We start from the raw sequence: 26,963 nt of genomic DNA, 5'->3' as shown, positions 1-26,963 counted from the left end.
TGGCCCGCGTGGGGCCCGCGTCGCGCTGCGAGGCTCACCAGGGCGCCGCGCGCCCGGCCAGCCCGGGCTGGGGGCCGCGGCGCAAGGCACCGAAGAAGCGCGGTCGCGTCGCGACGGTCACTGCGTCTTGAAGAGGTCCAGGATCCCCTGCCCGATCGCAGCCGGGTCCGGCACCGCGACGCCGGTCGGCTCGGTGCCCTCGAGGAACACCTCTTCCACCGCGCCCTCCTGGCCAGGAAACGCCGCCATCCCGCTCTCCGGGTCGATCGCGAGGCGCACGATCCCGAGCGGCTCCGGGAAGTCGGTCGCCGGCCGCCCCGCGTGCGCCTTCTCCATGAACGCCACGAAGGCCGGCAGGGCGGCGCTGCTGCCCACCTCGCGCGCGCCGAGCGTCGCGGCGTCGTCGAAGCCGGTCCACACGGCGCACGCGATGTCGGTCGAGTAGCCGACGAACCACGCGTCCCTCGCGTCGTTCGTCGTCCCGGTCTTGCCGGCGATCGGCCGGCGCAGCGAGAGCGCCTGCTTCGCGGTGCCGACCTTCACGACCGAGGTGAGCAGGTCCGTCGTGATGTACGCCTCCGCCGCGGTCATCACAGGGCGGGGCGGGGGCCGCGCCGGCAGGGGCAGCGCCTCGCCGCGCGGGCCCGTGATCTTCGTCACGAGGGCGGGCTCCTGGTACGCGCCGCCCGCGGCGAACGTCGCGTAGGCGGCCGCCATCTCGCGCGGGGTCACCTCGTAGGAGCCGAGCGCGAGGGACAGGTCGGCGCCGAGCTTCGACGTGATCCCGAGCTCGCGCGCCCACGCGACCACGGCCTCGGGGCCGACGTCCCGGAGCGCCGACACCGCGGCCACGTTCACGCTGTGGGCGAGCGCCTCGCGCAGGCGCTTCGGGCTCTGCCCCTCGCTCTCGTCGTAGTTGCCGGGCCGATAGCCCTCGAGCGCCGCCGGATCGGTCTCGAGCATCGACGCGGCCGTGAGCTTGCGCGAGTGGATGCCGTAGCCGTAGACGAGCGCCTTGAAGGTCGATCCTGGCTGGCGGTGCGCGTTGCTCGCCCGATCGAGGCCGCCGCGCGCGCCCTCGTAGCCGCCGGCGAGCGCGACGATCTCGCGCGTGCGCGCGTCGATCGCGATGAGCGCGCCCTGCGGCCCGAGGTCGAGCCGGAGCTTGCCGGCCTCGGGGTCGCCCTCGAAGCGCACGCGCAGCACCTTGCCGACCTCGGCGAAGCGGCTCGGCGCGAGCCCGCGCGGGTTGTACCGGCGCTCCTTGCGCAGATCGACGGTGCCCTGCGCCGTGCCGACGCGGACGGCCAGCGTGCCGCGCGCGTCGTCGGCGCCGGTCACCGCGCCGAGGTAAGCGCGGCCCGCATCCTTGGGCGCGCCCTGGAAGGGCGCCGGATCCCCCTTGGCGCGGGTGAACGGCGCGACGAGCCCGTGCCGCGCGGCGTAGGCGTCGAGGTTCTGGCGCACCGCCGCGCGCGCCGCGGCCTGCATCTTCGGGTCGATCGACGTCACGACCGTGTAGCCACCGTACCTCGCGTCGGGCCCGACGGCCTTTCGCAGCGCGCGCTCGGCCTCGGCCAGAACCTCGGGCGCGAGCTCGTCCAGGTGCTCCGGCTCGGGCGCGAGGCGGATCGGCTCCGCGAGCGCGGCGTCGATCTGCGCCGCGGGCAGGAAGCGCTTCTCGCGCATCTGACCGAGCACGAAGGCGCGGCGCTTCTCGGCGCGCTCCTTGTTCACGCGCGGCGAGTAGATGGAGGGCCCCTTCACGAGGCCCGCGAGGAGCGCCGCCTCGGCCAGCGTGACCTGACGGACGCTCTTGCCGAAGTAGAACCGCGCCGCCTCCTCGACCCCGTAGCGCCCGTGCCCGAAGTAGATGTGGTTCAGGTAGAGCTCGAGGATCTGGTCCTTCGTGAGCTCCTGCTCGATGCGGCGCGCGAGGAGGAGCTCGCGCATCTTCCGGTCGAGCGTGCGCTCGTGCGTGAGCAGCACGTTCTTCACGACCTGCTGGGTGATCGTGCTGCCGCCCTGGCGCGCCTCCGCCGAGCGCAGATTGACGATCAGCGCGCGGAGCATGCCCAGGTAATTGAGGCCGTCGTGTTTGTAGAACCTGGCGTCCTCGGCCGCGAGCGCCGCGAGGCTCATCACCGGCGGGATCTCGATGACGGGCACGAGCGTCCGGCGCTCGACGAAGAGCTCGCCGATGACGGTGCCGTCGCGCGCGAGGAACCGCGTCACCTGCGGCGGGTTGTAGCTCTTGAGCTCCGCGGTGGTCGGCAGGTCGCGCTCGTAGTGGTGGACGACGAGGAAGAACGCGACCACGGCGGCGACGAGCAGGCACGCGAGGGCGATCGCGAGCCGCTTGCCCCAGCGGGCGAGCTGGGCGCGGAGCGGCGGCCTGGGCCCGGCGGCCCGGGGTTTCCGCTGGAAGGCCGCGCGGAGCGCCGCGCCCGCGCGCGCCCACAGCGGGTGATCGAGCGCTGCCCTGACGAGATCGCGGGCTCGGCGCGGCGTTTCCTCCGGCGCGCGGCGGCCCGGCGGCGCTGGCGGGAGCGGCCCAGACGACCACGGGAGGGTCGCGCGCGGCGCGGCGGGCGGAGGCTCCGGGGGCGGCGCCTGCGCGGGGCCTCGAGGCGACCAGAGCCGCGTCGGCGCGCGATCGCTCGGCGGCGGGTCGGAGCTCGCCGCGCCCGCGTCGTGCGGGAGCGTGGGCTCCACCGGGGCGGATCGTGGGCCGGGTCCTTCAGGCGGCGCGGCGGGTTTTCGTGGGAGATCCGAGGCCATGCGTCCGCGCGCCGGTGCCAGCGGCGCCACCGCGGCGCCCGGATGGGGTGTTCCTGCCGCGCCACGGTATCACGAGGATGGGCGCCGCGGAGGGCGCCGGTCTGTCGCCGGTCAATCGATGTTCCGCTCGCAGCTCATCCCCTTGTCCTCGAAGGAATTGCCCGCGAGCAGCCGCGGCGATGGTGGGGCGTGATAGCGTCTGTGGCGCCTGCCATGACCGACCAGGAAATCGACGCCCTCATCGCCGAGAACCAGTTCCATCCGAACGTCGTGTGGCGCCGCATCCCCGGGAAGGGCCGGGGCGTCTTCGCTCGCCGGTTCCTGCCGAAGGGCACCGTCGTCGAGTGGGCCGCTGTCAGCTGCTTCCCGGCCGCGGATCTGAAGACCGAGGAGCACCGCGGCTGCCAGGCGCTCCATCACGTGTTCACGTGGGGGAAGGAGCCCGGGCGGGAGAAGGCGTATGCGTGGGGGTTGCTCGCGCTCTACAACCACTCGGCGACACCCAACGTCGCGATGGATGACGGTCCAGTGCCGGACTCGATGGCTGCCACCGCGCTCCGCGACATCCAGGCGGGCGAGGAGCTCTGCTTCGACTACGGCTACACCTGGTTCGATCCTCGCTGAGGCGAGGACGCCAGCGCCGCGGCCACGGCCGTATCGCTCCGGCTCACATCGACGACACCGTCGCGCTGGTGACCGCCGGGCAGCCTCACCGGCGCTCCGCGCTCGCCTCTTGCGGCAGCGGCATCCAGGTCAACGCCTGGACAACACACAGGCCGGACTGTCGTCGTTGCGGAGGTGAGGACGGGATTCGAACCCGCGTATAACGGTTTTGCAAACCGTTGCCTAACCACTTGGCTACCTCACCGACTGTTCGAAGCGGCGGGAGGTCATGCCTCATCTCTGCCCGGCTGTCAACGCCTTTGATCTCCCCGTCCTCCGTTCACGCGGCCGAGCTCTCGCTTCAGCCGGCGCTCCGCCGCGCTCGTTCCGTCGTCGTTTCTTCCAGCTCCCTCCCGTTCCGATCCTGGAGCCGGCGGAGGGGGGCTCCGGCGCGTTCCCCCCCGCAGCCCTCCAGAAATCCGCGCCGCGCTGCTTACTATTCGCGCCCGTCGCCGCGCCGCGCCCTTCGCGCGCGCGGCACCCTCTCCCGCCCCCCCAGGGCTCGCCCGATGTAGCTGGCCGTGTAGACCGCCCGCCGCGTCGCCTGGAGCAGCCCGCGCGGCACGATCCCCTTCCCCGTCTGGAACGGGTTGAAGCGGAGGGCGCGCTGGTCGATGTCCACCGGCTCGTACAGCTCCATATCGGCCACTGCCATCCACCGCGCGCGCGAGCCCCCTCGCCTCACCTCGAGGCGCAGCAGCGCGAGCCCCGCCGCAGCCGCGCGCTCCAGCTTCTCCCGGCGGTTGCCTTTCACCACCGACACGTGCATCGGCACCAGGCGGAACTCCGCGCGACCGAAGCCGGCCACGTCGAACCGCGCCAGCGCGTAGTAGTCGTTGTCCAGGAAATCGTGCCTCTTCGTCGTGAAGAGGGCGATCGGGAGCAGCAAGAATCGGCGCGCGCTCACGAAGATGAGGTCCTGATCACCGGCGCTCGCGGCCGGCGTCACCTCTTCGCTGGTCCGGAAGCGCACCGCGACCCCCAGCACGTCCGGACGCCGCTCGCCCTTGCCGTCCCGCCACCGCCACATCCCGCCCGAGAGCCGCACGAGCGCCGGCCCCGCCAGCCGCTGCGCCAGCGCGCCGACCTCGCCCTCCGCCGCGAGCGCCTTCACCCCCGCGCAGTAGACCACGCCGTCGGGATGGAACAGCCTCGCTCTCCGGACAAAGCTGCCTCCCACGGCGAGGGGAGACAGCGCTCCCCCGATCACACGCCCCACCGCTTCCAAGAACCGCATGGTGACCCCTCCCTCGAACCTGGAGCGCAGGGGGCCAATCGCAAGTTGGGCGCGCCCCGACAGCGCACATCTCGCGGCGCTCACGCGCGTCGAAGCGCCGGGATCTGCTGTTCTCCGCGCGCCATCCGTTCTCCCGCGCAACGGTGATTCCAGGGAAGCGCCGTGTCCCCGGCGCTCCCGCTCGTGCCGCTCGTGCCGAGTCCTCCAGCGGCCCTCGCTCCTCCGCGCACGCTCTGTCCTGCGCGAGCGCTGGACAGAGCGCGCGCTCTGTCCGACGCGAGCGCGCGCGTCAGCCCACGCCGGCCTTCGCCGCCGGGTCGATCTCCGGAGCGGCGTCTCGCTGCGCCCGGTACTCGATAAGGCGCTTCGCCACGAGCGTCAGGAGCGCGAGCAGGACGAGCAACGAGGCGACGGCGAACGCCGCCGAGAAGTGGAACTCGTTGTAGAGCACCTCGACGTGCAGCGGCATGGTGTTGGTCTGCCCCCGGATATGCCCGGAGACGACCGACACCGCGCCGAACTCGCCCATCGCCCGCGCGTTGCAGAGCACCACGCCGTAGAGCAGGCCCCACTTCGCGTTGGGGAGGGTGATGCGGAAGAACATGCTCCACCCGCTCGCGCCGAGCGAAAGCGCCGCGTGCTCCTCGTCGGCCCCCTGGCTCTCCAGGAACGGGATGAGCTCGCGCGCGACGAACGGGAACGTCACGAACGTCGTCGCGAGGATGATCCCCGGACGGTCGAAGATGACCCGGAGGTCGTGGTCGATGAGCCAGGGGCCCAGCACCCCTTGCGCCCCGAAGAGCAGGACGAAGATCATGCCGGAGATCACCGGCGAGACCGCGAACGGCAGATCGATGAGCGTGACGAGCAGGCTCTTTCCCGTGAACTCGAAGCGCGCGATCGCCCAGGCCGCGGCCACGCCGAAGACGAGGTTGAGCGGCACGGCGATGATCGCGGTCGTCAGCGTCAGCTCGATGGCGGCGATGGCGTCCGGCGCGGTGATCGCCCGCCAGTACCCCCCGAGGCCGTCCTTCAACGCCTCGATGAACACCGCCACGACCGGCAGGAAGAGGAAGAACCCGAGGAACGCGAGCGCCGCCGCCGTCAGCGCCCAGCGCACCAGCGGGGGCTCGGACGTCGCGCCGCGCACCGCCCCGCGCGACCTGACCCGCAGCTTGCCGGCCGCGCCAGCCATTACGACGCGACCCCGGACGCTCTGGCCCCCGAGGGCCGCTCGGGCGCGGGCTGGGGCGCTTCGACAGGGCTCCGCGACGACCCGCGCGCGCCGCTCCAGGACTGGAGTCGGTTGATCAGGAAGAGGAGCACGAAGGAGCAGAGCAGCATCACGAGCGCGAGCGCCGTCGCGCCCGCGTAGTCGTACTGCTCGAGCTTGGTCATGATGACGAGCGGCGCGATCTCCGTCTTGAGGGGCATGTTCCCGGAGATGAACACGACCGACCCGTACTCGCCGAACGCCCTCGCGAACGACATCGCGAACCCGGTGAGGATCGATGGCCAGAGCGCGGGCAGGAGGATGCGACGGAAGATCTCGAAGCGGCCCGCGCCGAGCGACGCCGCCGCCTCTTCCTGGTCGACCTCGAGCTCCTCCATCACCGGCTGGACGGTCCGCACGACGAACGGGAGCCCCACGAAGGTGAGCGCAATGACGACGCCCAGGCGGCTGAACGCGCTCTGGATCCCGAGCGGGTACAGGAACCGACCGACCCACCCCTGCTGCGCATAGATGGCCGTGAGCGCGATGCCACCGACCGCCGTCGGGAGCGCGAAGGGCAGGTCGACGAGCGCGTCGACGATCGACTTGCCCGGGAAGCTGTAGCGCACGAGCACCCACGCCACGAGGACGCCGAAGACCGCGTTGATGCCCGCCGCGATGAGCGACGCGGAAAAGCTCATCTTCAAGGAGGCGACGGCGCGCGGCGAGGTCACCACGGCCCAGATCTCTGCGGGCTGGAGCGTCGCTGTCTTGAGGAAGATCATCGACAGCGGGACAAGCACGAGCAGCGACAGGTACGTTACCGTAATCCCCATCGCCAGCCCGAAGCCGGGCAGAACGCTCTGTCGCCGCCAGAGGATAGCCACGAAGTCTACTTACCGGCCTGGTAGATCTGGTCGAAGACGCCGCTGTCGGAGAAGTGCGTCTTCTGGGCTTTTTGCCACCCGCCGAACACGTCGTCAATCGAGAAGAGCGCCACCTTCTGGAAGACACCCTCCGACTCCGCCGCCGCGAGGATCGTCGGGTTACGCGGGCGGTAGAAGTGCTTCACTGCGATGCGCTGCCCCTCCTCCGTGGAGAGGAAGGCGAGGTACGCCTCCGCCGCAGCCCTCGTCCCGCGCTTGTCGACCACCTTGTCGACCACCGTGACAGGCGGCTCGGCGAGGATGCTGATCGACGGCACGATCACCTCGAACTTGTCCTTACCGTTCTGCCCGCTCTGCTTCACCGCGAGCAGCGCCTCGTTCTCCCAGGCGATCAGGACGTCGCCGAGGCCACGCTCGACGAACGTCGTGGTGGAGCCGCGCGCCCCCGTGTCGAGGACGGGCACGTTCTTGAAGAGCCGGCCGACGAAATCCTTCGCCTTCGCCTCATCGCCGCCCGTCCGCTTCAGCTCGTACCCCCACGCGGCGAGGTAGTTCCACCGCGCCCCGCCGGAGGTCTTCGGGTTCGGGGTGATGACCGCCACGCCCTCCTTCACGAGATCGTCCCAGTCCTTGATGCCCTTGGGGTTGCCCTTGCGCACCAGGAAGACAATGGTCGACGTGTAAGGAGCGCTGTTGTCCTTGAGGCGCGCCTGCCATCCCTCCTTGATCAGCCCGGCGGACGCGACCGCATCGACGTCGTAGGCGAGCGCCAGCGTGACCACGTCCGCCTCGAGCCCGTCGATCACCGACCGGGCCTGCTTGCCCGAGCCGCCGTGCGATTGCTTGATGGTGACGTCCTGTCCGCTCTGCTCCTTCCAGCGCTTCGCGAAGGCGGCGTTCACCTCTTCATAGAGCTCACGCGTGGGGTCGTACGAGACGTTCAGTAGCTGCAACGACCCCGACTTCGAGGCGCCGGCCGCATCGCCCTTCGAGCACGCCGAAAGCGCCAGCGCCAGCACACAACAAAGCATCGTCATCAAGCATCGCATCGCTCGTCCTTGCTCCCTCATCCGGCCGCGAGATAACGCGATTCCCGCTGCGCGAGCGCGTCGAGCAGCTGCTGGAAGCGCGAGGCGCCGCAGCGCCGGGCCATGAACGCCGCGCGGCCGAGCTTCTGGCAGAGCTTCTTGGCGAGGAGCACGCCGCCGTGGCTGTTCACGTCGGTCAGCACGATCACGAGATCGGCCCGCTCGATGGCCGCCCGCAGCTCGGCCGCCCCGCGGCCGCCCGTGTTGCCCGTGTGAAACTCCAGATGGTGCCCCGCCTGCACCGCCATCCGCTCCAGCTGAGCCTGGTTGCGATCCAACCCACCAATCCAGGTGATCCGCATCGCTCCGCCTCCTTGCTCCTCGCAGCGGGTGACCGCCGCTATAACGGACATATCTCACGCTAAAGCAGAGGAGGCAAGGGAGATCTGCCAAAATAACGGAGGACATGTCTTGGATACCGGAGGGACACTGGACGGGTGGGGTCCGAAAACGCGGCGGGGCTACCCGCGCGAACCGTAGGTCATGACGAGGTACATGACGGCCTCGGAGCTGCCCGGGTTGCGGTAGCTGTGCGGGCTGTCGGCCTCGAACAGGATGGCGTCGCCGGTCTCGAGCAGGCGCCGCTCGCCGGCCACGGTGATCTCCACCGAGCCCTCGGTGACGACCAGGTTCTCTGCTGTGCCCGGGGCGTGCGCGTCGGCGTGCTCGACAGAGCGCGGCGCGAGGCGGAGCTCGTAGAACTCCACGTTGCGCGGCCGGTCCATCGGGAAGAGCGCCCGGGAAGAGAAGTCGCCGTTGCGCGAACGCAGGATGCGCGCGTGCGAGGACTGCATGACGGTCGTGACGGGCGAGGTCGCCTGGCTCATCAGCGCCGAGAAGGGGACCCCGAGGGCGCGCGCGATCTTCCAGAGGACGTTGATGGTCGGCGTGCTCTGGCCCAGCTCGATCTGCCCGAGCATCGCCCGGCTCACCCCGGACGCCTTCGCCAGGCGCTCGAGCGACAGGCCCCGCTCGGCCCGGAACCGCTTCAGGTTGGAGGCGACGACCGGCGTGAGGTCCGACGACTCGTCGAGCGCCGGGTCGTCCCCGCCAGGCTCGCTCGCCGGGGGCGGGGGTGGGGACGGCGGCTCGGCGGCCGCCGATCGCGCGGGTGTCTGGGCTCTGCGTGCCTTCACTGGACGCGTATCCGCCATGGTGGAGGGCGCGCGTCAAGCAAGCGGGGGGAAAGGCGCGCTCAGGGGCCGCCGGAGACGACCTCCGCGACCGGACTCGCGGGCGACGGGCGACGCACCGAAGGCACGGGCGCCGCCAGGAGCACCGGCGAGGTATGGCCGGTGATGAGCCGGGCGCCGCGCTTGAAGGTGATGTACTGCCACATCCACGCGAACATGACGGTGAAGCGGTTCCTGAAGCCGATAAGGAACAGCACGTGGACGGCCAGCCAGGCGAGCCACGCGAGCATGCCCGACATCTGCAGGCGCCCAACCTTCGCAATGGCGCGCGAGCGGCCGATGGTCGCCATCGTCCCCTTGTCGAGGTAGGCGAACTGCCCGCGCGGGCGGCGCTCGATATCGTCGAGAATGCAGCGCGCGACGAAGCGCCCCTCCTGGATCGCGGCAGGGCTGAGGCCGGGCACGTCGACGCCGTTCCGGTCGCGGAGCATGGCCATGTCGCCGATCGCGAAGACGTTCGGGTGCCCGGGGAGGGAGCAGTCCGGCCCGACCTTCACGCGGCCGACGCGATCGAGCTCGACGCCGAGCGCGTGCGCGAGCGGGGTGCCGCGGACGCCCGCGGCCCAGATGACGGTCGCGGCGGGGAGGCGCTCGCCGTCCTCGAACTCCAGGCCGTGCTCGTCGATGCGGCGAAAGCGGCGCCCCTTGATGACCTCGACCCCGAGGGACGTGAGCTGCTCCTCGGCGCTCGCCGAGAGGCTCTCCGGGAAGGCCTGGAGGATGCGGGCGCCGATCTCGACGAGCAGCACCCGCGAGAGCGAGGGGTCGAGGGAGCGGAAGTCGCGCGCGAGGATGTAGCGCGCGAGCTCGGCGAAGGCGCCGGCCATCTCGACGCCCGTGGCGCCGCCGCCGATGACGACGAACGTGAGCAGCCGCCGCCGCGCTGCGGGGTCCTCCTCGCGCTCGGCGGCCTCGAAGGCGAGCAGCATGCGCTCGCGGATGGTGAGCGCCTCGTCGAGGTTCTTGAGCGCCGGCGCGAACCGGGCCCACTCCTCGTGGCCAAAGTAGTTGTTCGTCGCGCCGACCGCGAGGACCAGAAAGTCGTAGTCCAGCGGGTCGCCGTCGACGGTGATGCGCCGGCCGGCGAGGTCCACGCCCGTCACCTCGCCGAGCAGGACCCGGACGTTGCGCTGGCGCGACAGGACCGATCGGATCGGGACCGCGATGTCGGCCGGCGAGAGGCTGGCCGTCGCCACCTGATAGAGCAGCGGCTGGAACAGGTGGTGATTGGTCCTGTCGATGAGGGTGACCCGGACGGGCGCGTCGCGGAGCGCCTTTGCCGCGTTCAGGCCGCCGAACCCTCCGCCGACGATCACGACGTGAGGCTCTCTCGCGGTCGTTGCCATGGTGCCTCCTGGCGAGGAACGCTTCCTCGGTGGCACGACGATGGTAGGGGTCGCAGATCACCGCGGCAAGCAGGCGCAGCGCGCGAGCGCGGCAGACAGGCGCGGCGCGCAGGCGGCCGCCAGAGCCCTCGTTGCGACGGCGAATCGGGCCGCAGAAGCGCAGCGCAGGGGCGACGTGATGCCCGGTCGCGGGCGACGGAGATCGCCGCCGCGATCGCTCACGCGGCCGCGGCCTTCACGTCGCTCCTCGCCTCGGTCTTGCCGTCCGGCGCTTCGCCCTGCAGCACCTCGGCGAGCAGCTTCCGGCCGCGGTGCAGGCGGCTCATGACGGTGCCGACCGGGACGCCCAGCCGCGTCGCTGCGTCCTTGTAAGACATCTCCTCGAGGTCCACGAGCACCAGGGTGTCACGGAAGGTCGGCGGGAGCGTCGCGAGCGCGCGCCGCACGCCGGGCGAAAGGGCGTGCATGTCGGCGCAGCGCTCCGGCGCGGTCCACGCGCACGGGTCGGTCGCGAGCACGTCGAGGGCGTTGCGCTCGCGACGGCTGCGCCGGCAGCGGGTGATGAAGACGCTGAAGAGGATCTGGTGCACCCACGCCCGCAGGTTGGTCCCGGGCTCGTAGCTCCCCGCGAACCGGATCGCGCGCTCCACCGTGTCCTGCACGAGGTCCTCGGCCGTCGCGGGCGTCCGGGAGAGCCGCAGCGCGCGGCCGAAGAGCTCCGGTGTCATTTCGACAAGGCCCCGGAGCAGCTCGTCGACCGCTCCCCGCGGCCCCTGTCCGGGCGCCGTCCGCGCCGCGCCGAAGGACGGCCCGCGCCCGAGCGCGCGCGCCGCGCCGGGCGACGGCGGCGCTGGATTCGAGGACCGGGCGGGGGCATGGGCGGCGTGGACGAGCATGGCGGGGACCTCCTGCGTACCGGCACTGGCAAGGCAGGTGCCACCGCGCGGACCTCACGAAGGCCGCAAATCACGCTGAACGGCGCGGGCGGAGACACGCGGGCGCGTGTCAAATCGACAGCAGGGAGAACGGGCGCGCCAGGGTGGCGAGCCGACCTGCGGCGCGCCCGGGCCGGCGGCCCCACCCGCACGGGCGCTGGGCGGGGCGCGGAGCAGGCGCTCGCGTCACGTCGAGAGCGGGTCGCTCCCGGCGACCAGCGCGGCGATCAGGCCCGGGACCAGCTCGGCGATCTCGCCCGCGAGCAGCCCCCGATCGCTGCCCGTCTGCGCGCGCCACACATCCCCGGCGAGCGCGTGAATCAGCACCCCGGCGCTCGCCGCGGCGGAGGGATCCATCGAGCACAGGAGGGCCGCGATCATCCCGGTCAGGACGTCGCCCGAGCCGGCGGTGGCGAGCGCGGGGTTGCCCGCCATGCAGATGAACATGCGGCCGTCCGGGAGCGCGATGACCGTGCGCGCCCCCTTGAGCACGACGATCGCCCGGGTGAGCGCCACGGCCTCGCGCACCGCGCCGAAGCGGTCCTCCTCGACGGCCCGAGCGCTGCGGCCCAGGAGCCGCCCGAGCTCGCCGGAGTGCGGCGTCAGGATGAGGCTCCCGCGCGCGGTAGCGAGCGCCTCCGGGCGGCCCACGAAGTGCGTCAGGGCGTCCGCGTCGACTACCTTCAGGCCGTCCCAGCCGAGCACGACGTGATCCACCGCGGCCCGCGCCCGCTCGTCGAGGCCGAGGCCCGGGCCGATGGCGACCGCCCGCCGCCCGGCGAGCGCGCCGTCGAGCGACGCCGCGATGCGGGCCGGATCGATCGAGGTCGTCATCAGCTCCACGACGCGCGACTCCATCGCGCGCGCGGTGTCGGCCCAGGTGCAGATCGTCACGAGGCCCGCGCCCGTCCGCATCGCCGCGCGCGCGGTCAGCAACGCGGCGCCGAGCTTGCCCGGCGAGCCGGCGATGACGAGCACGTTGCCCGCCTGGTGCTTGTAAACGCTCGTCTCGCGCGGGCGCAGCGACGAGCCGATCGTCTCCTTCCGGAGGACCTCCGCGACGTGGCCCACCTGGGCGAGGATCGGCCGGTCCGGGACCCCGAGATCGACGACGTGGACGTTGCCCGCGAGCCGCGCGCCCTCGGGCGTGAGCAGGCCGATCTTGAGGTGGCCAAAGGTGACGGTCTCGTCGGCCTGCACCGCGGCGCCGAGCGGCGCGCCGCTGTCGGCGTCGAGGCCCGAGGGCACGTCGAGCGCGATGCAGAGGCAGGTCGCCGTGTTGAGGACGCCGATGACGTCGGCGAGGTGGCCCTCGATGGGGCGGTCGAGGCCCGTGCCGAAGATCGCGTCGACGACGATGTCGGCCCCCGCGAGCGCGACCTCGAGCGGGGCGAGGGGCGCGCCCGGGGGGAGCTCGGTCAACGCGCCACCGAGATCCACGTACGCGTCGTGGTTGATGCGGCTATCGCCGGTGACCTTCTCGGACCGGGCGGCCAGGAAGACCTGGACCTCCGCGCCGCGGGCGAGGAGGTGGCGCGCCACGACGAAGCCGTCGCCGCCGTTGTTGCCGGCCCCGCAGACGACGACGACGCGGGCGTGGAGGGGGTACGTCGCGGGCTGCCCTGGGCTCGGGACATGCCGCACCGGGAACGATCGGATGCGCGCGGCGCGGGCCTCCTCGGCGTCGCGGCGGCCGTTCGGCGGCGGCGGGACGCTCCCGGGCCGGCCCCGGAGACCCGCCCCGGAGGGCAACGTCGCCGGCCAGAACGCCCGCGCGGGTGAAAGGCCGGACGCGGGCGGGTGCGGCGCGCGGTGCGCGGCCTCGCCGGGCCGCCCGGCGCTGCGCCCCTCGATGATCGCCGAGATCACGTCGGCAGCGCCGCGGCCGGCGTTCTCCATGAGGACCACGCCGGGGACGTGGCACTGGTGGATCGCGTGTTTGTCGAAGGCGCGCATCTGCGCGCGCGATAGGACCGGAATCACGAGCGCTCTTTCCCTTCGTCGTCCAGGCTGGATCGGCTCTCGCCGTCCTCGTCCGCTTCGGTCGGGGATCGGCTCTCGCCGTCCTCGTCCGCTTTGGTCGGGGATCGGCTCTCGCCGTCCCCTTCCAGGATAGCCACCGCCGCCGCCACGCCTGCATCATGCGTGATCGACAGGTGGACCCGCTGGACGCCCATGCGCTCGGCGAGCGCGCGCGCCGGGCCGTGGAGGGCCATCGTCGGCGGCATGCGCGGCGCGCCGCGCACCTCCAGGTGGTGCCAGCTGACGCCCGGCGCGCCGGCCATCGCCTTCACCACGGCCTCCTTCGCGGCGAAGCGGCCCGCGAGCGCCGTCGCCCGGTCCACGCGGTGCGCGAGCGAGCGGCGCTCCGGCTCGGACAGCACCCGCTCCCAGAACCGCTCCCCCCACCGCGTGAGCGCCTCCTCCATACGTCCGATGCCGCAAACGTCGATGCCGATGCCGAGGATCACACGACCCCCTCGCTCGACCGAGCGTCCGGGTCGGCGGCCGGCGGTTGCACGGCGCCTCCGCAGGCGACGCTCGCCGCGACGCGATTGGCGGGACAGACAGACAGGGGGAAGGCCATGAGGCGACTCTACCCTATTCGATGGCGACGCCCCCTGAAACGGGATCCGCGCCTCGCCCCGGGCGCGGAAGCGGAAGCGGAAGCGGAAAGCGCCTCAACGACGGCACGGGAGCGGGGAAGAGGCCCGGGGCGAGGCGGCCGGCCGCGGCCTCGAGCGCCGCGACCGCGCGGCGAGCGCGGCCGTGGAGCGTCGCCCGCGCGCGCCGATCGCGGCTACCATGCTCGCGGCGCCAATGCAGACAGCCCTCGATCTGACGGTCATGCTCCCGCAGAGCGCCTACGATTACGGCGAGCGCTCGTCGGGCGAGGCCCACGGCGTGGTGCTGACCAAACCCCACGTCGTGAATCTCATCCTGGATCTCGCGGGCTACACCGAGGACCGGGATCTCGCATCGCTGTCGCTCCTCGAGCCAGCCTGCGGCCACGGCGCGTTCCTGGTCCCCGCCGCCGAACGGCTGATCCAGTCGGCGCGCCGCCACGATCGCGACCTCCTCGAGATCGAGCCGGCGATCCGGTCGTACGACGTCGAGCGAGATCACGTCGACCGCGCGCGCCTCGCGGTCGCCGGCGCCCTCGCGCGGCTCGGGCTGCCGCACGGCGACGCGACGCGCCTCTCGGAGGCCTGGATCGCCCACGGCGACTTCCTGCTCACCAGCCAGGGACGCCGGTTCGACGCGGTGGTCGGCAACCCGCCCTATGTCCGGATCGAACAGCTCTCGCCCGAGCTCCAGGAGGAGTATCGACACCGGTACAGGTCGCTCTACGACCGCGCCGATCTCTATGTGGCGTTCATCGAGCGCGGCCTCGAGCTCCTCGCGCCCGGCGGGGTCCTCTCCTTCATTTGCGCCGACCGGTGGACCCTCAATCGGTACGGCGCGCCGCTCCGCCGGATCCTGTCGAGGTGGTTCCGGGTGCGGTGCTACGTCGATCTGCGCGGCGCCTCTCCCTTCGAGTCCGAGGTCGTCGCTTACCCGTCGATATTCGCCGTGTCCCCTGGCAAGACGGGCAGCGTCCCTGTCGCGACGCTGCGCACCGCCTCGCCGGAGGAATGCGAGGCCGCCTCCGCCGCGCTTCGACGCGCGGAGGGACGCGCGGAGGGACGCGCGGAGGGACGCGCGGAGGCGGGCGCGGCGGAGCGCGGCTCCGGCGTCGCCGTGTCGGAGTACGCTTCCTGGTTCGAGGGCGACGACCCATGGGTGCTCGGCTCGCCAGCGCACCTCGAGGCCCTGCGCGCGCTCGAGGCGCGGTTCGCGCCGATCGAGGAGGTCGGCGGGACCCGCGTCGGCATCGGCGTCGCCACCGGGAGCGACAGGATCTACATCGTCGGTGAAGAGGTGGATATCGAGCGCGATCGCCTCGTGCCGCTCGTCATGCGAGACGATATCGAGGACGGCCGCATCCGCGACGCCAGGCGGTTCGTCATCAATCCCTTCGGATCCGACGGCAAGGTGGTCAACCTCGAGGAGTACCCCAGGCTCTCCGGGTACCTGCACGCGCACGAGGCCGAGATCAGGAGGCGCTACATCGCCCGGCGGGGCGGCGCTGGCTGGTTCCGCACCATCGATCGCGTGGTTCCGGCGCTGGCCACCGCCCCGAAGCTGCTCGTCCCTGACATCGCGGGCGCCAACGAGGTGGTCTATGACGAGGGCAGGTTTTATCCGCACCACAATCTCTATTTCATCACCTCGGAGGGCTGGGACATGGAGGCCCTCGGCGGGCTGCTCGGCTCCAGGGTCGCGCTCTTCTTCGTGTGGTCCTATGCGGTCAAGATGCGCGGAGGCTACCTGCGCTTCCAGGCCCAGTACCTGCGGCGGATCCGCCTGCCCCCGCCGGAGAGCGTCGCGGAGGAGCTGATAAGCGATCTCCGCAGCTCCTTCCGGCGGCGCGATTTCGACCGGCTCGACGAGCTCGCGCTGCGCGCCTACGGCATCGACGCGCTCCCCGGGTTCGGCTTCCTCGACACGAGGAGATAGCCCGCTATCCGGGGCCACGCGCGGCGTGATACCGTCGCGCTCTCACGGGGCCTTCGCGGGCGAGGGGACGAGCGATGACGGCCGAGAAGATCGAGTGCGCTAGCCGTATCGAGGGGGTCGTCGTGTACGCGCGCGGGGCGATCGTCACCCGCCGCATCGAGCTAGCGGCGCCGCTCCCGCGGGGGGCGGTCGAGATCTCGGTGCCAGGGATCACGCCCCTCGCCGAGCCGGGGAGCTTCCGCGCGCTCATCACCGCGGCCGCAGGCGCTGACGCCACGGGCGGCGCCGCCGCAGGCGCCCCGGCGGGCGCGGCGGCGGCCTCCGGGCCCCCGCGCGACGTGCGCGACGTGATCGGCGTGCGCGCGCGGCTCGTCGTGCCCCCGGCGCCCGTCTCGAGGAGCGCGCTCTCCGCCGAGCTCCGCGAGCTCGAGCTCGCGATCGCGCGGCTGTCGGCAGAGCGCGACCACCTCCGCCTCTGGCGCGACCAGCTCGGCGCCGTCGCGCTCGATCCGGAGCTCGCGCGGCGCTTTCGGCCGGGCGACCCGGCGGCCCGCATCCGCGACGCGCTCGCGGTGAGCCGCCTGCTCTCGGACGAGCTCGCCGCGCTCGACGCCCGGGCCGCCGCGCTCGACGCGGAGCTCGAGCGCGCCCGGAAGGAGCTCCTGGCCGCGCAGGTCGACGCCGCCCAGGCCACGAGCGGAGAGGTCGAGGAGCGTGACCCGGCGCGCCTCGACGTGGTCGTGCGGCTCGCGCCGGAGCGCGGCGGCGCGGCCGGTGAGCCGGCGCTCCGGCTCGAGTACGCCGTGTTCGCCGCGCGCTGGTGGCCCGCCTACGCGGCGCGGTTCTCGCGCGGCGCGACCGAGGTCGCCATGCAGCTCGACGCGCTCGTCGCGCAGGCTTCCGGCGAGGACTGGAAGGACGTGCGCCTCGCGCTCGCCACCGCCGATCTCGTGCAGGACACGCGGCTGCCGGAGCTCGCCTCGCTGCGGCTCAGCCGCGCGCAGCGCCCCCCGCGCCGCGGCTACCGCCCCGCGCCGGAGGGGCTCGACGCCATGTTCGACGGGTTCGACCGCTTCGTCGCCGCCCTCCCCCAGCCCGCCGCGCGGACCACCGCCGCGCCTGGAAAGCTCCCGCCCGCGCGGGACGGCGACGAGGCCACGCGGAACCGGGCCAGCCCGGAGTCCATCGCGGCGATGAAGAGGCTGGCGCCGCCTGCGCCGTCCGGCGCGGGCGCGCTGCCGCCGCCGGTGCCGGCCGCCGCGCCGATGGCGTTCGCCCCGCCGATGCCGCTCGCCGCGCCGGCGCGCAAGTCGCGCGGGCTGTCGCTCCCGTCGTTCGGCGGCGGCTACGGGGCGCCGCCCCCGGCGCCGGCTCCCCAGGCGAGCGCGCCCCCGGTCCCCCGGAGCGCCCTCAGCTCCGCGGCGAGCGTCGAGATCACGGCCAGCCTCGAGGAGGAATGGCTCGCTCCCGAGCAGGCGCAGGAGGGCGCCGGGGCCGCCCCGGCGCCGCTCGAGCCCGCGCAGGTCGAGGAGTGGCTCGACTTCGACGCGCTGCACCTCCCCGGAGCGGGCAAACAGCGCGGCCGGCTCGAGCGCGACGAGCCTGGGCCCTCGAGGCGCAACGCGCATCGGGCAGAGCAGGACATCGCGGACCTCGGCGCCCCACCCCGGGCCGTGGATCCGCGCGACTCGCGCGGGCAGTTCGACCACCTTTACGTCGGCGAGAGCGCCGCCGACGTGCCGTCGAACGGCAGGCTCCACCGCGTCGCGCTCGGCGCCGCGCGCGCCCCCGCCGCGCCCCGGTTCGTGACCGCGCCCCGCGAGGCCGCCGAGGTCTACCGCGAGGCGCGCGTCGAGAACCCGTTCGACGCCCCGCTGCTCGCTGGGCCGGTCGACATCTTCGTCGACGGCGCCCTCGCGGCGCAGGCCGCGCTCGGCCGCGTGGACCGGGGCGGCCTGCTCCGCGCCGGCCTCGGCGTCGAGGAGCGGATCCGGGTCGCCAGGAACGCGCGCGTGGACGAGTCGAGCGCCGGCCTGCTCGGCGGCTCGCTCGCCGTCGAGCACGCGGTCGTCATCGATCTCTCCTCTTCGCTCGGGATGGGCGTCGAGGTCGAGGTCCTCGACCGCATCCCGGTGACGGACGACAAGGACGTCGAGATCAAGCTCCTCTCATCGCAGCCGAAGGCCGAGCCGTACACCCAGGAGGAGCTCGGTGAGCCGGTGCGCGGCGGGCTGCGCTGGCGCGTCCCGATCGCGCCAGGCGGCAAGGCCTCCGTCGCCTTCACCTACCGCGTGGTGTTCTCGTCCAAGAACGAGATTGTCGGCGGTAACCGTCGGGAATAACAAAGGAAACGAGCGCACCATGGCAACGGATGCGAGCGGTTCGGACCTGGCTGGGCGGAGCGCCAGCGGAAGCGGCGGGAGCGACGGGAGCGGCGCGCACGAAGGCGCCCGCGCGCCGCTCCCGAGCGTCGCGCGCGCGGTGACGCTGTTCGAGGATCGCGCCGAGGTCGTGCGCGCGGCGCGCGTCGAGGTCCAGGCCGGGGCGCAGTGGATCGCGATCGGCGGCGTCTCGGTGTTCGTCGACGAGCGCACCGTGCAGGCGCGCATCGCGGGCGCGGGCGCGGACGAGGTGCGCGTGACGGCGGCGCGCGTACGGTGGAGGGCGCACAGGGAGGCGGCGCTCGGTCGCGAGGCGATCGACGCGCTGGAGCGCGAGGAGCGCGAGGCGTCGCTGCGGGCCGGCGCCGCGGAGCGCGCGCGGGACCGGGCGTCGCGCCGCGAGGCCCACCTCGACCAGCTGCTCGCGAAGTGGGCGCGGGCGATGAGCGAGGTCCCGAAGGACGCCGGCGAGCCCGAGCGCCTCGCCTCGTGGCGCGGCGGCGCCGAGGCGCTGCACGCGGCGCTCGCCGAGGCGCTCGGCGCGTCGGCCGACGCGCGCGCAGCGCGGGCGCGCGCCGAGGAGGACGCTCGGCGCGCCGCGGCGCGGCTGCGCGAGGGGTCGGTCGAGCAACCGCGTTATGAAGCGGTGATCGAGGTCGAGGTGCAGGCCTCCGCGCCGCAGCCCGTCGATATCGAGCTGACGTACCGCGTCGCGTGCGCGATCTGGCGCCCCGAGCACCTGGCGCGGCTCGCTGCCGGCGCCGCGGGCGGCGCGGCAGCGCAGGGGCCGGGCGGCTCGATCGAGCTCACCACCTGGGCGGCGGCGTGGCAGGCGACGGGCGAGGTCTGGGAGAACGTCACCGCGCGCTTCTCGACCGCGCGGCCGTCGAGGAGCGCCGAGGCGCCGCTGCTCGAGGACGACGTGCTTCGTGTGCGGCGCAAGACGGAGATCGAGCGCCGCCGCGTGATCGTCGAGGCGCGCGACCAGGCGATCGCCGCGGCCGGGCTCGACCGCGGGGCGCGGGCTGTCGACGAGATGCCGGGCGTGGACGACGGCGGCGAGCCGCTGATCTTCGAGGCGGCGGAGCCGGTGACCCTCCCCTCCGACGGCCGCCCGACGCGCATCGAGATCGCGCGGCGCTCGCTCCCCGCCGAGCTCGCGCTGGTGCTGTACCCCGAGGTCCACCCCGCGGCCCACCTGCGCGCCACGGTGACGCTGGACGGCGGCGGCGCCGGTGGACGGCCGCGCCCGCTGCTGGCGGGCCCGGTGCGCGTCGCGCGTGGCGGCAGCCTCATCGGCCGCGCCCGGCTCGATTTCGTGGGCGCCGGCGAGCCGTTCGAGCTCGGCTTCGGCGTGGACGACGCCGTGCGCGTGCGGCGCACCATCGACGAGGAGCAGGACACCGCGGCGCTCACGGGGACCCGCAAGATCCGCCGGCGTGTGAAGCTCTCCGTGTCCAACCTCTCCAGCAACGTGAAGCGGGTGCTGGTCACCGAGCGGATCCCTGTCAGCGAGGTGGCCGAGGTAGAGGTCGCGCTCGGCGAGGCCCCCGGCTGGACGCTGGACGAGAAGGACGGATTTCTCCGTGGCCACGTCGAGCTGCCCCCGAAGGGGTTGAAGACGATGTCGTTCAGCTACGAGCTCCGCGCCGCCGCGAGCGTGGTGTTGCCTTTTTGAAGCAGGAAACGCAGAGGGCAGGCGCGGGGAAGGTGAGAAGCAGGGAAGCAGGGAAGCTGAGAGTCTGACGGCCGCCGTCGCACGGTTTGGACGGAGCGCCGTTGACAGGACGCGGTGCGCTTATGTAACGGATCGATCTCCCAGCGGCTTCACTCGCGGAGAAGGAGGATCGCCATGAGGCAGCAGATCGACGGAGCCGTAGTGCTGACCGCGGCCGACGAAGACGTGATGGAGTATCTGCCCAACCGAGGCGTCTTCATGGCGCAGCTGCTGGGAAGAGATCGCGGGCAAGCCTTCGGCTTCTACAAGGGCACGATGGGCCCCGGCTGTGAGATCTCGCGCGAGCTCCACACGGAGACCACCGAGACCATCTACATCCTGGCCGGGCAGGCGCTCGGCATCGTCGGCGACCGCGAGGTGCCCCTCGGTCCCGGCCAGATGATGCACGTCGAGACGAACGTACACCACGGGCTGCGCAACACAGGCGCCGGGCCGCTCGAGTTCCTCGTCATCGGCCATCCTGATTTCTGATCGCGCGGTTCGCTCCTTGAGGTGCGCCGCGCCCCTCCGGTTCGCCTCCAGCGCGCTCGCCGTGGCTGCGCTGCTCGGCGCTGCAGCGGCGCGAGCCGAGCCGTCCGCGGCGCCGTCCGGCGCGGCGACACGGGGAGCCGGCGACACCACCACCCTCCGCTCCGGGGCGATGGTGCCGAGCGCGCCGCGCCGGGCCGCGGCGGAGGAGCTCTCGCGCGCGCGGCCCGAGGTCGCGTGGGATCCGGCCTGGCCGCGCTTCCGCGTCAGCGAATATGTGGCCACGGGGCTCCTGGCCGCGACCGCCTTCGGCACGCTCGCCATCCCGCCGTCGGAGGGCCGGTGGACGACCGTGAACGGCTTCGACGGCTCGGCGCGCGACGCCCTGCGCATCCGCAGCGATCGCCAGCGCGAGATGGCGCGGGACGCGAGCGATCTCCTGCTCACGCTGATGACCAACCACCTCGCGGTGGACGCCCTGCTCGTGACCTGGTGGGGGCACGGCCGCGGCAGCGTCGCGTGGGAGATCGCGATGATCGACGTCGAGGCGCTCGCGCTGAACGCGGCCCTGAACGGCGTCGTCGCGGGGCTCACGAGCCGCGAGCGCCCCTACCGCGCCGGCTGCGCCGGGCCAGAAGAGCAGCAAGACCGAGACTGCCGCGAGAGCAAGCGCTACAGGAGCTTCTTCAGCGGCCACAGCTCGACCGCCTTCACGGCGGCGGGGCTCGTGTGCTCGCACCACGCACACCTGCCCCTGTACGGCGGCGGCGCGCCCGACGCGCTCGCGTGCGCCGCGTCGCTCGGGACGGCGGCGGCCGTGGCGACGCTCCGGGTCGTCTCCGACCAGCACTTCGCGACCGACGCGCTCACGGGCGCGGCCGTCGGCGCCCTGACCGGCCTCGGGCTCCCGTGGCTCCTGCACTACCGCGGCGGCGCCCGCGCCTCGGACGCGCCGCGCGGGGACGGCATCACGCTCAGCTTCGCGCCCGCGCCGCTCGGCGGGTACCTGGTGGGCAGGTTCTAGCGATGGCGCTCCGCCGCGCGCTGGCCGCCGCCGCGGCGCTCGCCGCCCTCACCCTGCTGCCCGCCGGGGCTGGTGCCCAGGATCCGGCCGACCTGCCGTCGCCCGCCGGCGAGCCGCCGCCGGTGCCCTCGGGCATCGACCTCCTGCAGAAGCGCTCTTACTGGGCGCGGAGCGCGGCCGCGCGCCCGTTCCTCTCCGCGCTGATGGATCTCGGCGTCATCTATTTCAGGCCGAGCCTCGCGCTCGGCGTGGGCAAACCGCACTGGTCCTGGCTCGGGATCGAGGCCTACGCGAGCGTATCTCCGAACGGCGGCGCGGAGTACCTGGGCCTCCGCGCCGCGCTGCCCAGCGTGGAGATCCGCGGCGGCGCGCGATACGCCTTCTCGACGACCCAGTACTTCCTCGAGCCTCGGGCGTCGTACACGCGCAGGGACACCGAGCTCATGCAGGGCCCCCCGTCGCGGTACGTCGCGGGGGAGATCGAGGTGTCGGGCTCGATACCCTTGCTTGGAGGCAGCCTGTTCGGCGTCGCGACCGGCTATGCGGTGCTGGGGACGCCGCAGGGGTTCTACCTTTACGAGGAGGCGCTCCACGCGGTGATGAAGCCGCCGTACCTCTACCGGGCCCGGCTCGGCTACATGGCGGAGATGGACCGGTTCGGCGAGCTCCGCCTGGGCGCCGCCGCCGAGGTGCTCGGCAACCCTGGCCGCGACAGCATCGTCGTGCGCGTCGGCCCCGTGCTGGCCGTGTCGCTGACGCACCACCTGGACGCAGTGGGGACGGTGATGGTGGTGGCCGCGACGCCCGATCAGCTCGGCCTGCTGGGCGCGGATCTCGGCCAGCTCGGCCTTCGATACCGGTGGGCGACCGGCGATCGCTGGCCGGAGTTCCCGTGACACATGCGCCTGGCGCGACGCGTGGTAAGCGTCCCCCTATGAACAAGCTCATTTCCCTGACGTTCCTCGCCGCGGCCCTCGCGGCGTGCACCCAGCCCGGCGAGGCGAGCGCGCCCGCGGCCACCGGCGCCGCCGCGCCGCAGCCCGCCAAGGCCGACGCCCCGAAGGCGAAGGCGGCGGACGCGCCGGCGGCTCAGGCGAAGGCGGCCCAGGCCAAGATCGGGCAGCCCGCGCCCGATTTCACGCTGCCGGACCTCGACGGCACGCCCGTCAAGCTGGCCGATCACAAGGGCAAGACGGTCGTCCTCGAATGGTTCAACCCCGGTTGCCCGTTCGTGCAGCTCGCGCACCGCCAAGGCGGCCTGAAGGGCGTGCCGGCGCAGCACACCCAGAAGGGGGTCGTGTGGCTCGCCATCAACTCGGGCGCTCCCGGCAAGCAGGGCACCACCAAGGAAGAGAACGTGAAGGCAAAGGGCGAGTTCGGGATGAGCTACCCGGTCCTCATCGACGAGAAGGGCGATGTCGGGCGCGCGTACGGCGCCCAGCGCACACCGCACATGGTCGTCATCGATCCCCAGGGTACGGTCGTCTACGCCGGCGCCATCGACAGCACGAAGGGCGGTGAGCCCGAGCCGGGCGAGCAGGTCACAAACTACGTCGATGCCGCGCTGACCGAGCTCGCCGCCGGCAAGGCGATCTCCACGAAAGAGACCGAGGCGTTCGGCTGCACCGTCAAGTACTGAGCAGCCCGCCGGCGGGCCCATGAGCAGCGGAGCAGCTGAACCCACCTCGGCATCATGTCGCGCGCCCCACAAATAGCGTCGCGGACGGCGTCCCGCTCCTCGCTGCTCTCTCGCCGGGCTCTCTCGCTGGATCGTTCATTGGCGCTGTCGTCGGCGCGGCTGAACGTCGCTGAACGTCGCTGACCCCGCGCCCGCCGTCTGTTCCCGCCCGGCGCCCATCGCCGCGTCGAGCGCATCGCACCCTGGCCCCCTGCTGGAACATTACAAAACATTACAAACCAAAAGCGCGGTGATAGGCCCCGTCCGGGGTGTTGACATGGACGTAAACTCAGGTTTACCGTTGGGTGACAGTTTTGTCATATCGCTCGTAGCTCACGCCTGAAGCGAGACGCTCGCTGGCAAGCGGCCAGGGGGTCCGGGATGATGGCGATTCGAGGCCATGCGCTGGGGGGCTCCGCCTTCGCTGTTAAAAAGGGTCCGAGTCATGAGCCGAATGGGAGGAGCGGGCCCGGAGAGTGCGAACGCCGCGTGGTCGGCGAACGAGGAGCCCACGTCCCGCCCCGTCTCGATCGCGCCCCAGAGCAGGCCTTCCCGCTCCGCACCGCCGGGGAGCTCGGGCGCCGCGCAGGAAACGGTCTTCATGTGCGTCGAGCCGCCCTCGTCGCGCGTGCCGAGCAGGTTTCCGATCCGCAACTGGGATCGGTATGAGTGCGAGTCGCTCATCGGGAAAGGGGGAATGGGCACGGTCTACAAGGCCAGGGACCCGCGACTCCACAGGTACGTGGCGCTCAAGCTGATACGGGGCAACGATCCGGAGCTCGCCCAGCGCTTCATCTGGGAAGCGCGGGCCCAGGCCCGGGTCGAGCACCCGAACATCTGCAAGGTGTACGAGGTGGGCGAGGCGCAGGGCCAGCCGTTCATCGCCATGCAGTACATCGACGGCCAGCCGCTCCACCGGGTGGCGCAGCAGATGTCCCTCGAGCAGCGGGTGAAGATCGTGGCCGACGTCGCGGAGGGCCTGCACGCCGCCCACCGGCTCGGGCTGATCCACCGCGATATCAAGCCGGCGAACATCCTGGTGGAGCGGACCGCCGAGGGCGCCTTCCGCCCCTACCTCCTCGATTTCGGGCTCGCGAGGGACACCGCGGCGGACGCCCGGGCGACGACGAGCGGCGAAGGGACGCCGGCGTACATGGCGCCTGAGCAGGTGTCCGGGGGCCAGCGCCAGCTCGACCGCCGCACGGACGTCTACTGCCTCGGCTCCACGCTCTACGAGGTGCTCGCCGGGCGCCCTCCGTTCGTCGACCCGTCGGTGACGAGCCTCATCGCCCGCGTCGCGCACGAGCTGCCGGCGCCGGTGCGAAAGATCGACAAGAGGATCCCCGTCGATCTCGAGACCATCGTGATGAAGTGCCTCGAGAAGGAGCCCCAGCGGCGGTACGACTCCGCGAAGATGCTCGCGCTCGATCTCGAGCGCTACCTCGAGGGGGAGCCGATCGACGCGCGGCCGATGGGCCTCGGCTACCGCGCCCTGAAGCGCGCCAGGAAGCACAGGCTCGCGGTCGCGGCGGCCGTCGTGGCGCTCGTCGTGCTCGCGCTCTCGGGCGCCGTCGCCCTCCGCGCGAAGCTCGCCGCCGCGCGGCAGGCCGAGCTCGCCGCGCGCGTGGCGTCCCTGGCCGAGGGCTTCGGTCAGGACGTCAAGGAGATGGAGCTGTTCATGCGCTACGCCTACGCGCTCCCCCTCCACGAGGTGTCGCGGGAGAAGGAGGTCATCCGGGCGCGCATGGGCGAGATCGACCGGAAGATGCAGGGCATGCGCGAGACGACGGGCGATCTCGTCGAGGGCCCTGGCCGCTACGCGCTCGGGCGCGGGCACCTCGCGCTGCACGAGCCCGAGGAGGCGCTCGCGCACCTCGAGGCGGCGCTCGCGAGCGGGTATGCCACGCGCGACGCGAAATTCGCGGCGGGCCTCGTGCACGGCATGCTCTACCTGAAGGGGCTCGATCGGGCGCGGCGCCTCGCCGACAAGGGGGAGCGGTCCGCGCACCAGCTCGAGCTCGAGGAGCGGCACAAGCAGCCGGCGATCAGGTACCTGAGGGACAGCGTGAGATCCGCCGCGGAGCCGCCGTCGTACGCCGTGGCGCTCATCGCGCTCTACGAGGGGCGGTTCGACGAGGCGCTCGCCGACGCGCGGCTAGCGTTCGCGCGATCTCCCTGGGAATACGAGGCGAAGAAGCTGGAAGGCGACATCCTGCTCGCGAAGGGCACGGCGGCGCGCGACCTCGGGGAGCACGCGGCGGCGCTCGTCGAGTTCTGGGGCGCCGTCGCCTCGTACGACGCCGCGGCGGAGATGGCCGAGAGCGATCCCGACGTCCACGAGGCGGCCGCGCGCGCCCTGAGCGAGATCATGCTGATCGAGGCGCAGCGCGGCGGAGACGCGGAGGAGGTCGTCGCGCAGATCATCGCCCGGTGCGACAAGGCGCTCCGGGCCAACCCGCGGGCGAGCGGCGCGCTCGCCAAGAAGGCCTGGGCGCTCGTGCACCGCGCCAGGCGCGACCTGTCGCGCGGCTCGGACCCGAGGTCGGACCTCGTCGAGGCGGTCGCGGCCAGCGAGCAAGCGGTCCAGGGCGACCCGTCGGACGCGACAGCGTACGGCGCGATGGGAGCGAGCTTCTTCCTCCTCGCGTCGCACGAGAGCGCCGTGGGGCTCGACGCGTGGCCCTCGCTCGGCCGCGCGGTCGACAGCGCGCAGCGCTCGCTCGCCCTCGACCCGAACTCCTTCTGGGCGTGGAACGACGCCGCCATCGCCTACGGCATGATGGCCGAGTACGCCGCGTCCCGCGGCGCCGATCCCCTCCCCCTCTTCGAGATCGGCGCGTCGTACGCCGAGCGGGCGCTCGAGATCGCGCCGAACGACATGCCGCCGCTGCTCAACCAGGGCTGGCTCTACGCGCGGCGCGCGCAGTACGAGCTCGACCACGGGGCGTCGCCCGAGGAGTCGCTCGACGTGGCCAAGGACAGCCTCGAGGCGGCGCTGCGGCGGCGCCCGGACAGCTACCGCGCCTACAACAACCTGGCCCTGACCTACCTGATCCAGGCCCGGCACGAGCGGCTCACCGGCGGGAGCCCGGAGGTCTCGCTCGCGCGGTCGATCGAGGCGTACGGCGCGGCGGCGCGCCTCAACCCGGACGATCTCGAGGCGAAGCAGGGGGCGGGCCTCGCGCGCATCGAGGCGGCGCACTGGGCGCTCCTCCGGGGGGAGGATCCGACGGCCGCGCTCCGCGCGGCGAGGGGCGAGCTCGAGCCCATCGTGGCCGCGAGGCCGCAGAACGCGGGGGCGCTCCTCGCGCTCGGCCACATCGAGCTGCTCTCGGCGCGGTGGGCCGCGTCGCGCGCCAGGAGCCCTGCGGCGGCGCTCGACGCCGCGGAGCGGTCGCTGCTCCGCGCCCTCGAGGCGAACGGGGGCAATCCGAGGATCTTTGGCACCCTGGCCGAGGTCCACCGGCAGCGCGCCGCCCTGACCGGACTCGGGCTCCTCGACGTGCGCTCGGAGGTCGAGGCGGGGCTCGCGCTGATCGAGCGCACGCTGGCCATCGACCCGGGCTTCCCGCTGGCGAGCGCCAGGAAGGGCGCGCTGCTCCTCCTGAGGGCGAAGGCGGAGCGCGAGCGCGCGGCGCGCCTGGATCTGGCCCAGCGCGCCGGGGCCTCGCTCGAAGAGGCGCTCCGCGGCAACCCGCTGCTCGCGCGCGAGTACGCGCCGCTCCTCGACGAGGCGGGCAAGGTCGCCGCAGCGAGCCACCCTTAGCCCCG

Annotated in this window: 20 protein-coding genes and 1 tRNA gene; 9 read left to right on the top strand and 12 right to left on the bottom strand. The window is 72.8% G+C overall.

Annotated features, from left to right (window positions below):
• Nucleotides 1-117: 117 nt before the first annotated feature.
• The gene (locus tag WME79_RS01740) at nucleotides 118-2,715 is read right to left on the bottom strand and encodes a penicillin-binding protein 1A (RefSeq protein ID WP_437531242.1); all 2,598 of its coding nucleotides are present in this window, start codon (nucleotides 2,713-2,715) and stop codon (nucleotides 118-120) included.
• Between the two features lie 279 nt (nucleotides 2,716-2,994).
• Between WME79_RS01740 and WME79_RS01735 the strand changes: the two genes are divergently transcribed.
• Complete coding sequence (locus tag WME79_RS01735; RefSeq protein WP_437531241.1) at nucleotides 2,995-3,405, top strand: SET domain-containing protein; 411 nt, start codon at nucleotides 2,995-2,997, stop codon at nucleotides 3,403-3,405.
• Nucleotides 3,406-3,577: 172 nt separating this feature from the next.
• Here WME79_RS01735 and WME79_RS01730 read toward each other — a convergent pair.
• From WME79_RS01730 to acpS, 11 genes are all read right to left on the bottom strand, one after another.
• Nucleotides 3,578-3,649 (bottom strand) — tRNA-Cys (locus WME79_RS01730).
• 231 nt (nucleotides 3,650-3,880) lie between these two features.
• The gene (locus WME79_RS01725; RefSeq protein WP_437531240.1) at nucleotides 3,881-4,681 is read right to left on the bottom strand and encodes a hypothetical protein; all 801 of its coding nucleotides are present in this window, start codon (nucleotides 4,679-4,681) and stop codon (nucleotides 3,881-3,883) included.
• A 289-nt stretch (nucleotides 4,682-4,970) separates the two neighbouring features.
• Complete coding sequence (cysW, locus tag WME79_RS01720) at nucleotides 4,971-5,876, bottom strand: sulfate ABC transporter permease subunit CysW (protein WP_437531239.1); 906 nt, start codon at nucleotides 5,874-5,876, stop codon at nucleotides 4,971-4,973.
• Nucleotides 5,876-6,781 carry a sulfate ABC transporter permease subunit CysT gene (gene cysT, locus WME79_RS01715; RefSeq protein ID WP_437531238.1) on the bottom strand — a complete coding sequence of 302 codons (906 nt, stop codon included), beginning with the start codon at nucleotides 6,779-6,781 and terminating at the stop codon, nucleotides 5,876-5,878. The genes cysW and cysT overlap by 1 nt, the downstream gene beginning before the upstream one ends.
• A gap of 5 nt (nucleotides 6,782-6,786) precedes the next feature.
• Nucleotides 6,787-7,812: a sulfate ABC transporter substrate-binding protein gene (locus WME79_RS01710; protein ID WP_437539739.1), complete on the bottom strand. Its 1,026-nt coding sequence runs from the start codon at nucleotides 7,810-7,812 to the stop codon at nucleotides 6,787-6,789.
• A gap of 35 nt (nucleotides 7,813-7,847) precedes the next feature.
• Nucleotides 7,848-8,171 (bottom strand): DUF2325 domain-containing protein, encoded by a 324-nt coding sequence (locus WME79_RS01705; RefSeq protein ID WP_437531237.1) that lies wholly within the window; start codon nucleotides 8,169-8,171, stop codon nucleotides 7,848-7,850.
• A gap of 159 nt (nucleotides 8,172-8,330) precedes the next feature.
• Nucleotides 8,331-9,005, bottom strand: coding sequence for a helix-turn-helix domain-containing protein (locus WME79_RS01700; RefSeq protein ID WP_437531236.1), 675 nt, complete (start codon nucleotides 9,003-9,005; stop codon nucleotides 8,331-8,333).
• 59 nt (nucleotides 9,006-9,064) lie between these two features.
• Complete coding sequence (locus WME79_RS01695) at nucleotides 9,065-10,408, bottom strand: NAD(P)/FAD-dependent oxidoreductase (protein WP_437531235.1); 1,344 nt, start codon at nucleotides 10,406-10,408, stop codon at nucleotides 9,065-9,067.
• 218 nt (nucleotides 10,409-10,626) lie between these two features.
• A complete protein-coding gene (locus WME79_RS01690; RefSeq protein ID WP_437531234.1) occupies nucleotides 10,627-11,304 on the bottom strand; it encodes an RNA polymerase sigma factor in 678 nt (225 codons plus the stop codon).
• Between the two features lie 225 nt (nucleotides 11,305-11,529).
• Nucleotides 11,530-13,326: an NAD(P)H-hydrate dehydratase gene (locus WME79_RS01685; protein WP_437531233.1), complete on the bottom strand. Its 1,797-nt coding sequence runs from the start codon at nucleotides 13,324-13,326 to the stop codon at nucleotides 11,530-11,532.
• Entirely contained in the window at nucleotides 13,323-13,814 is a 492-nt protein-coding gene (gene acpS, locus WME79_RS01680) for a holo-ACP synthase (protein WP_437531232.1), read from the bottom strand. Before acpS ends, WME79_RS01685 begins: the two co-directional genes overlap by 4 nt.
• A gap of 349 nt (nucleotides 13,815-14,163) precedes the next feature.
• On the opposite strand from acpS, the gene WME79_RS01675 reads away from it, so the two are divergent.
• From WME79_RS01675 to WME79_RS01640, 8 genes are all read left to right on the top strand, one after another.
• Entirely contained in the window at nucleotides 14,164-15,903 is a 1,740-nt protein-coding gene (locus tag WME79_RS01675; RefSeq protein WP_437531231.1) for an Eco57I restriction-modification methylase domain-containing protein, read from the top strand.
• Nucleotides 15,904-15,977: 74 nt separating this feature from the next.
• Nucleotides 15,978-18,245 carry a DUF4139 domain-containing protein gene (locus tag WME79_RS01670; RefSeq protein ID WP_437531230.1) on the top strand — a complete coding sequence of 756 codons (2,268 nt, stop codon included), beginning with the start codon at nucleotides 15,978-15,980 and terminating at the stop codon, nucleotides 18,243-18,245.
• A 19-nt stretch (nucleotides 18,246-18,264) separates the two neighbouring features.
• Nucleotides 18,265-19,962 (top strand): DUF4139 domain-containing protein, encoded by a 1,698-nt coding sequence (locus WME79_RS01665; protein ID WP_437531229.1) that lies wholly within the window; start codon nucleotides 18,265-18,267, stop codon nucleotides 19,960-19,962.
• A gap of 174 nt (nucleotides 19,963-20,136) precedes the next feature.
• On the top strand, nucleotides 20,137-20,493 hold the full coding sequence (locus WME79_RS01660) for a cupin domain-containing protein (RefSeq protein WP_437531228.1): 357 nt from the start codon (nucleotides 20,137-20,139) through the stop codon (nucleotides 20,491-20,493).
• Between the two features lie 16 nt (nucleotides 20,494-20,509).
• Complete coding sequence (locus tag WME79_RS01655; RefSeq protein ID WP_437531227.1) at nucleotides 20,510-21,514, top strand: phosphatase PAP2 family protein; 1,005 nt, start codon at nucleotides 20,510-20,512, stop codon at nucleotides 21,512-21,514.
• Nucleotides 21,515-21,516: 2 nt separating this feature from the next.
• Complete coding sequence (locus WME79_RS01650; protein ID WP_437531226.1) at nucleotides 21,517-22,410, top strand: hypothetical protein; 894 nt, start codon at nucleotides 21,517-21,519, stop codon at nucleotides 22,408-22,410.
• Nucleotides 22,411-22,448: 38 nt separating this feature from the next.
• Nucleotides 22,449-23,153 (top strand): thioredoxin family protein, encoded by a 705-nt coding sequence (locus WME79_RS01645; RefSeq protein WP_437531225.1) that lies wholly within the window; start codon nucleotides 22,449-22,451, stop codon nucleotides 23,151-23,153.
• A 484-nt stretch (nucleotides 23,154-23,637) separates the two neighbouring features.
• Nucleotides 23,638-26,958: a protein kinase domain-containing protein gene (locus WME79_RS01640; protein ID WP_437531224.1), complete on the top strand. Its 3,321-nt coding sequence runs from the start codon at nucleotides 23,638-23,640 to the stop codon at nucleotides 26,956-26,958.
• Nucleotides 26,959-26,963: the final 5 nt, after the last annotated feature.

Origin of the sequence: Sorangium sp. So ce726, from assembly GCF_051521405.1 — a bacterium.
Taxonomy (GTDB): Bacteria; Myxococcota_A; Polyangia; order Polyangiales; family Polyangiaceae; genus Sorangium.
The sequence above is the reverse complement of the archived record's forward strand: the minus strand, read 5'-3'. Positions and strand labels throughout refer to the sequence as shown.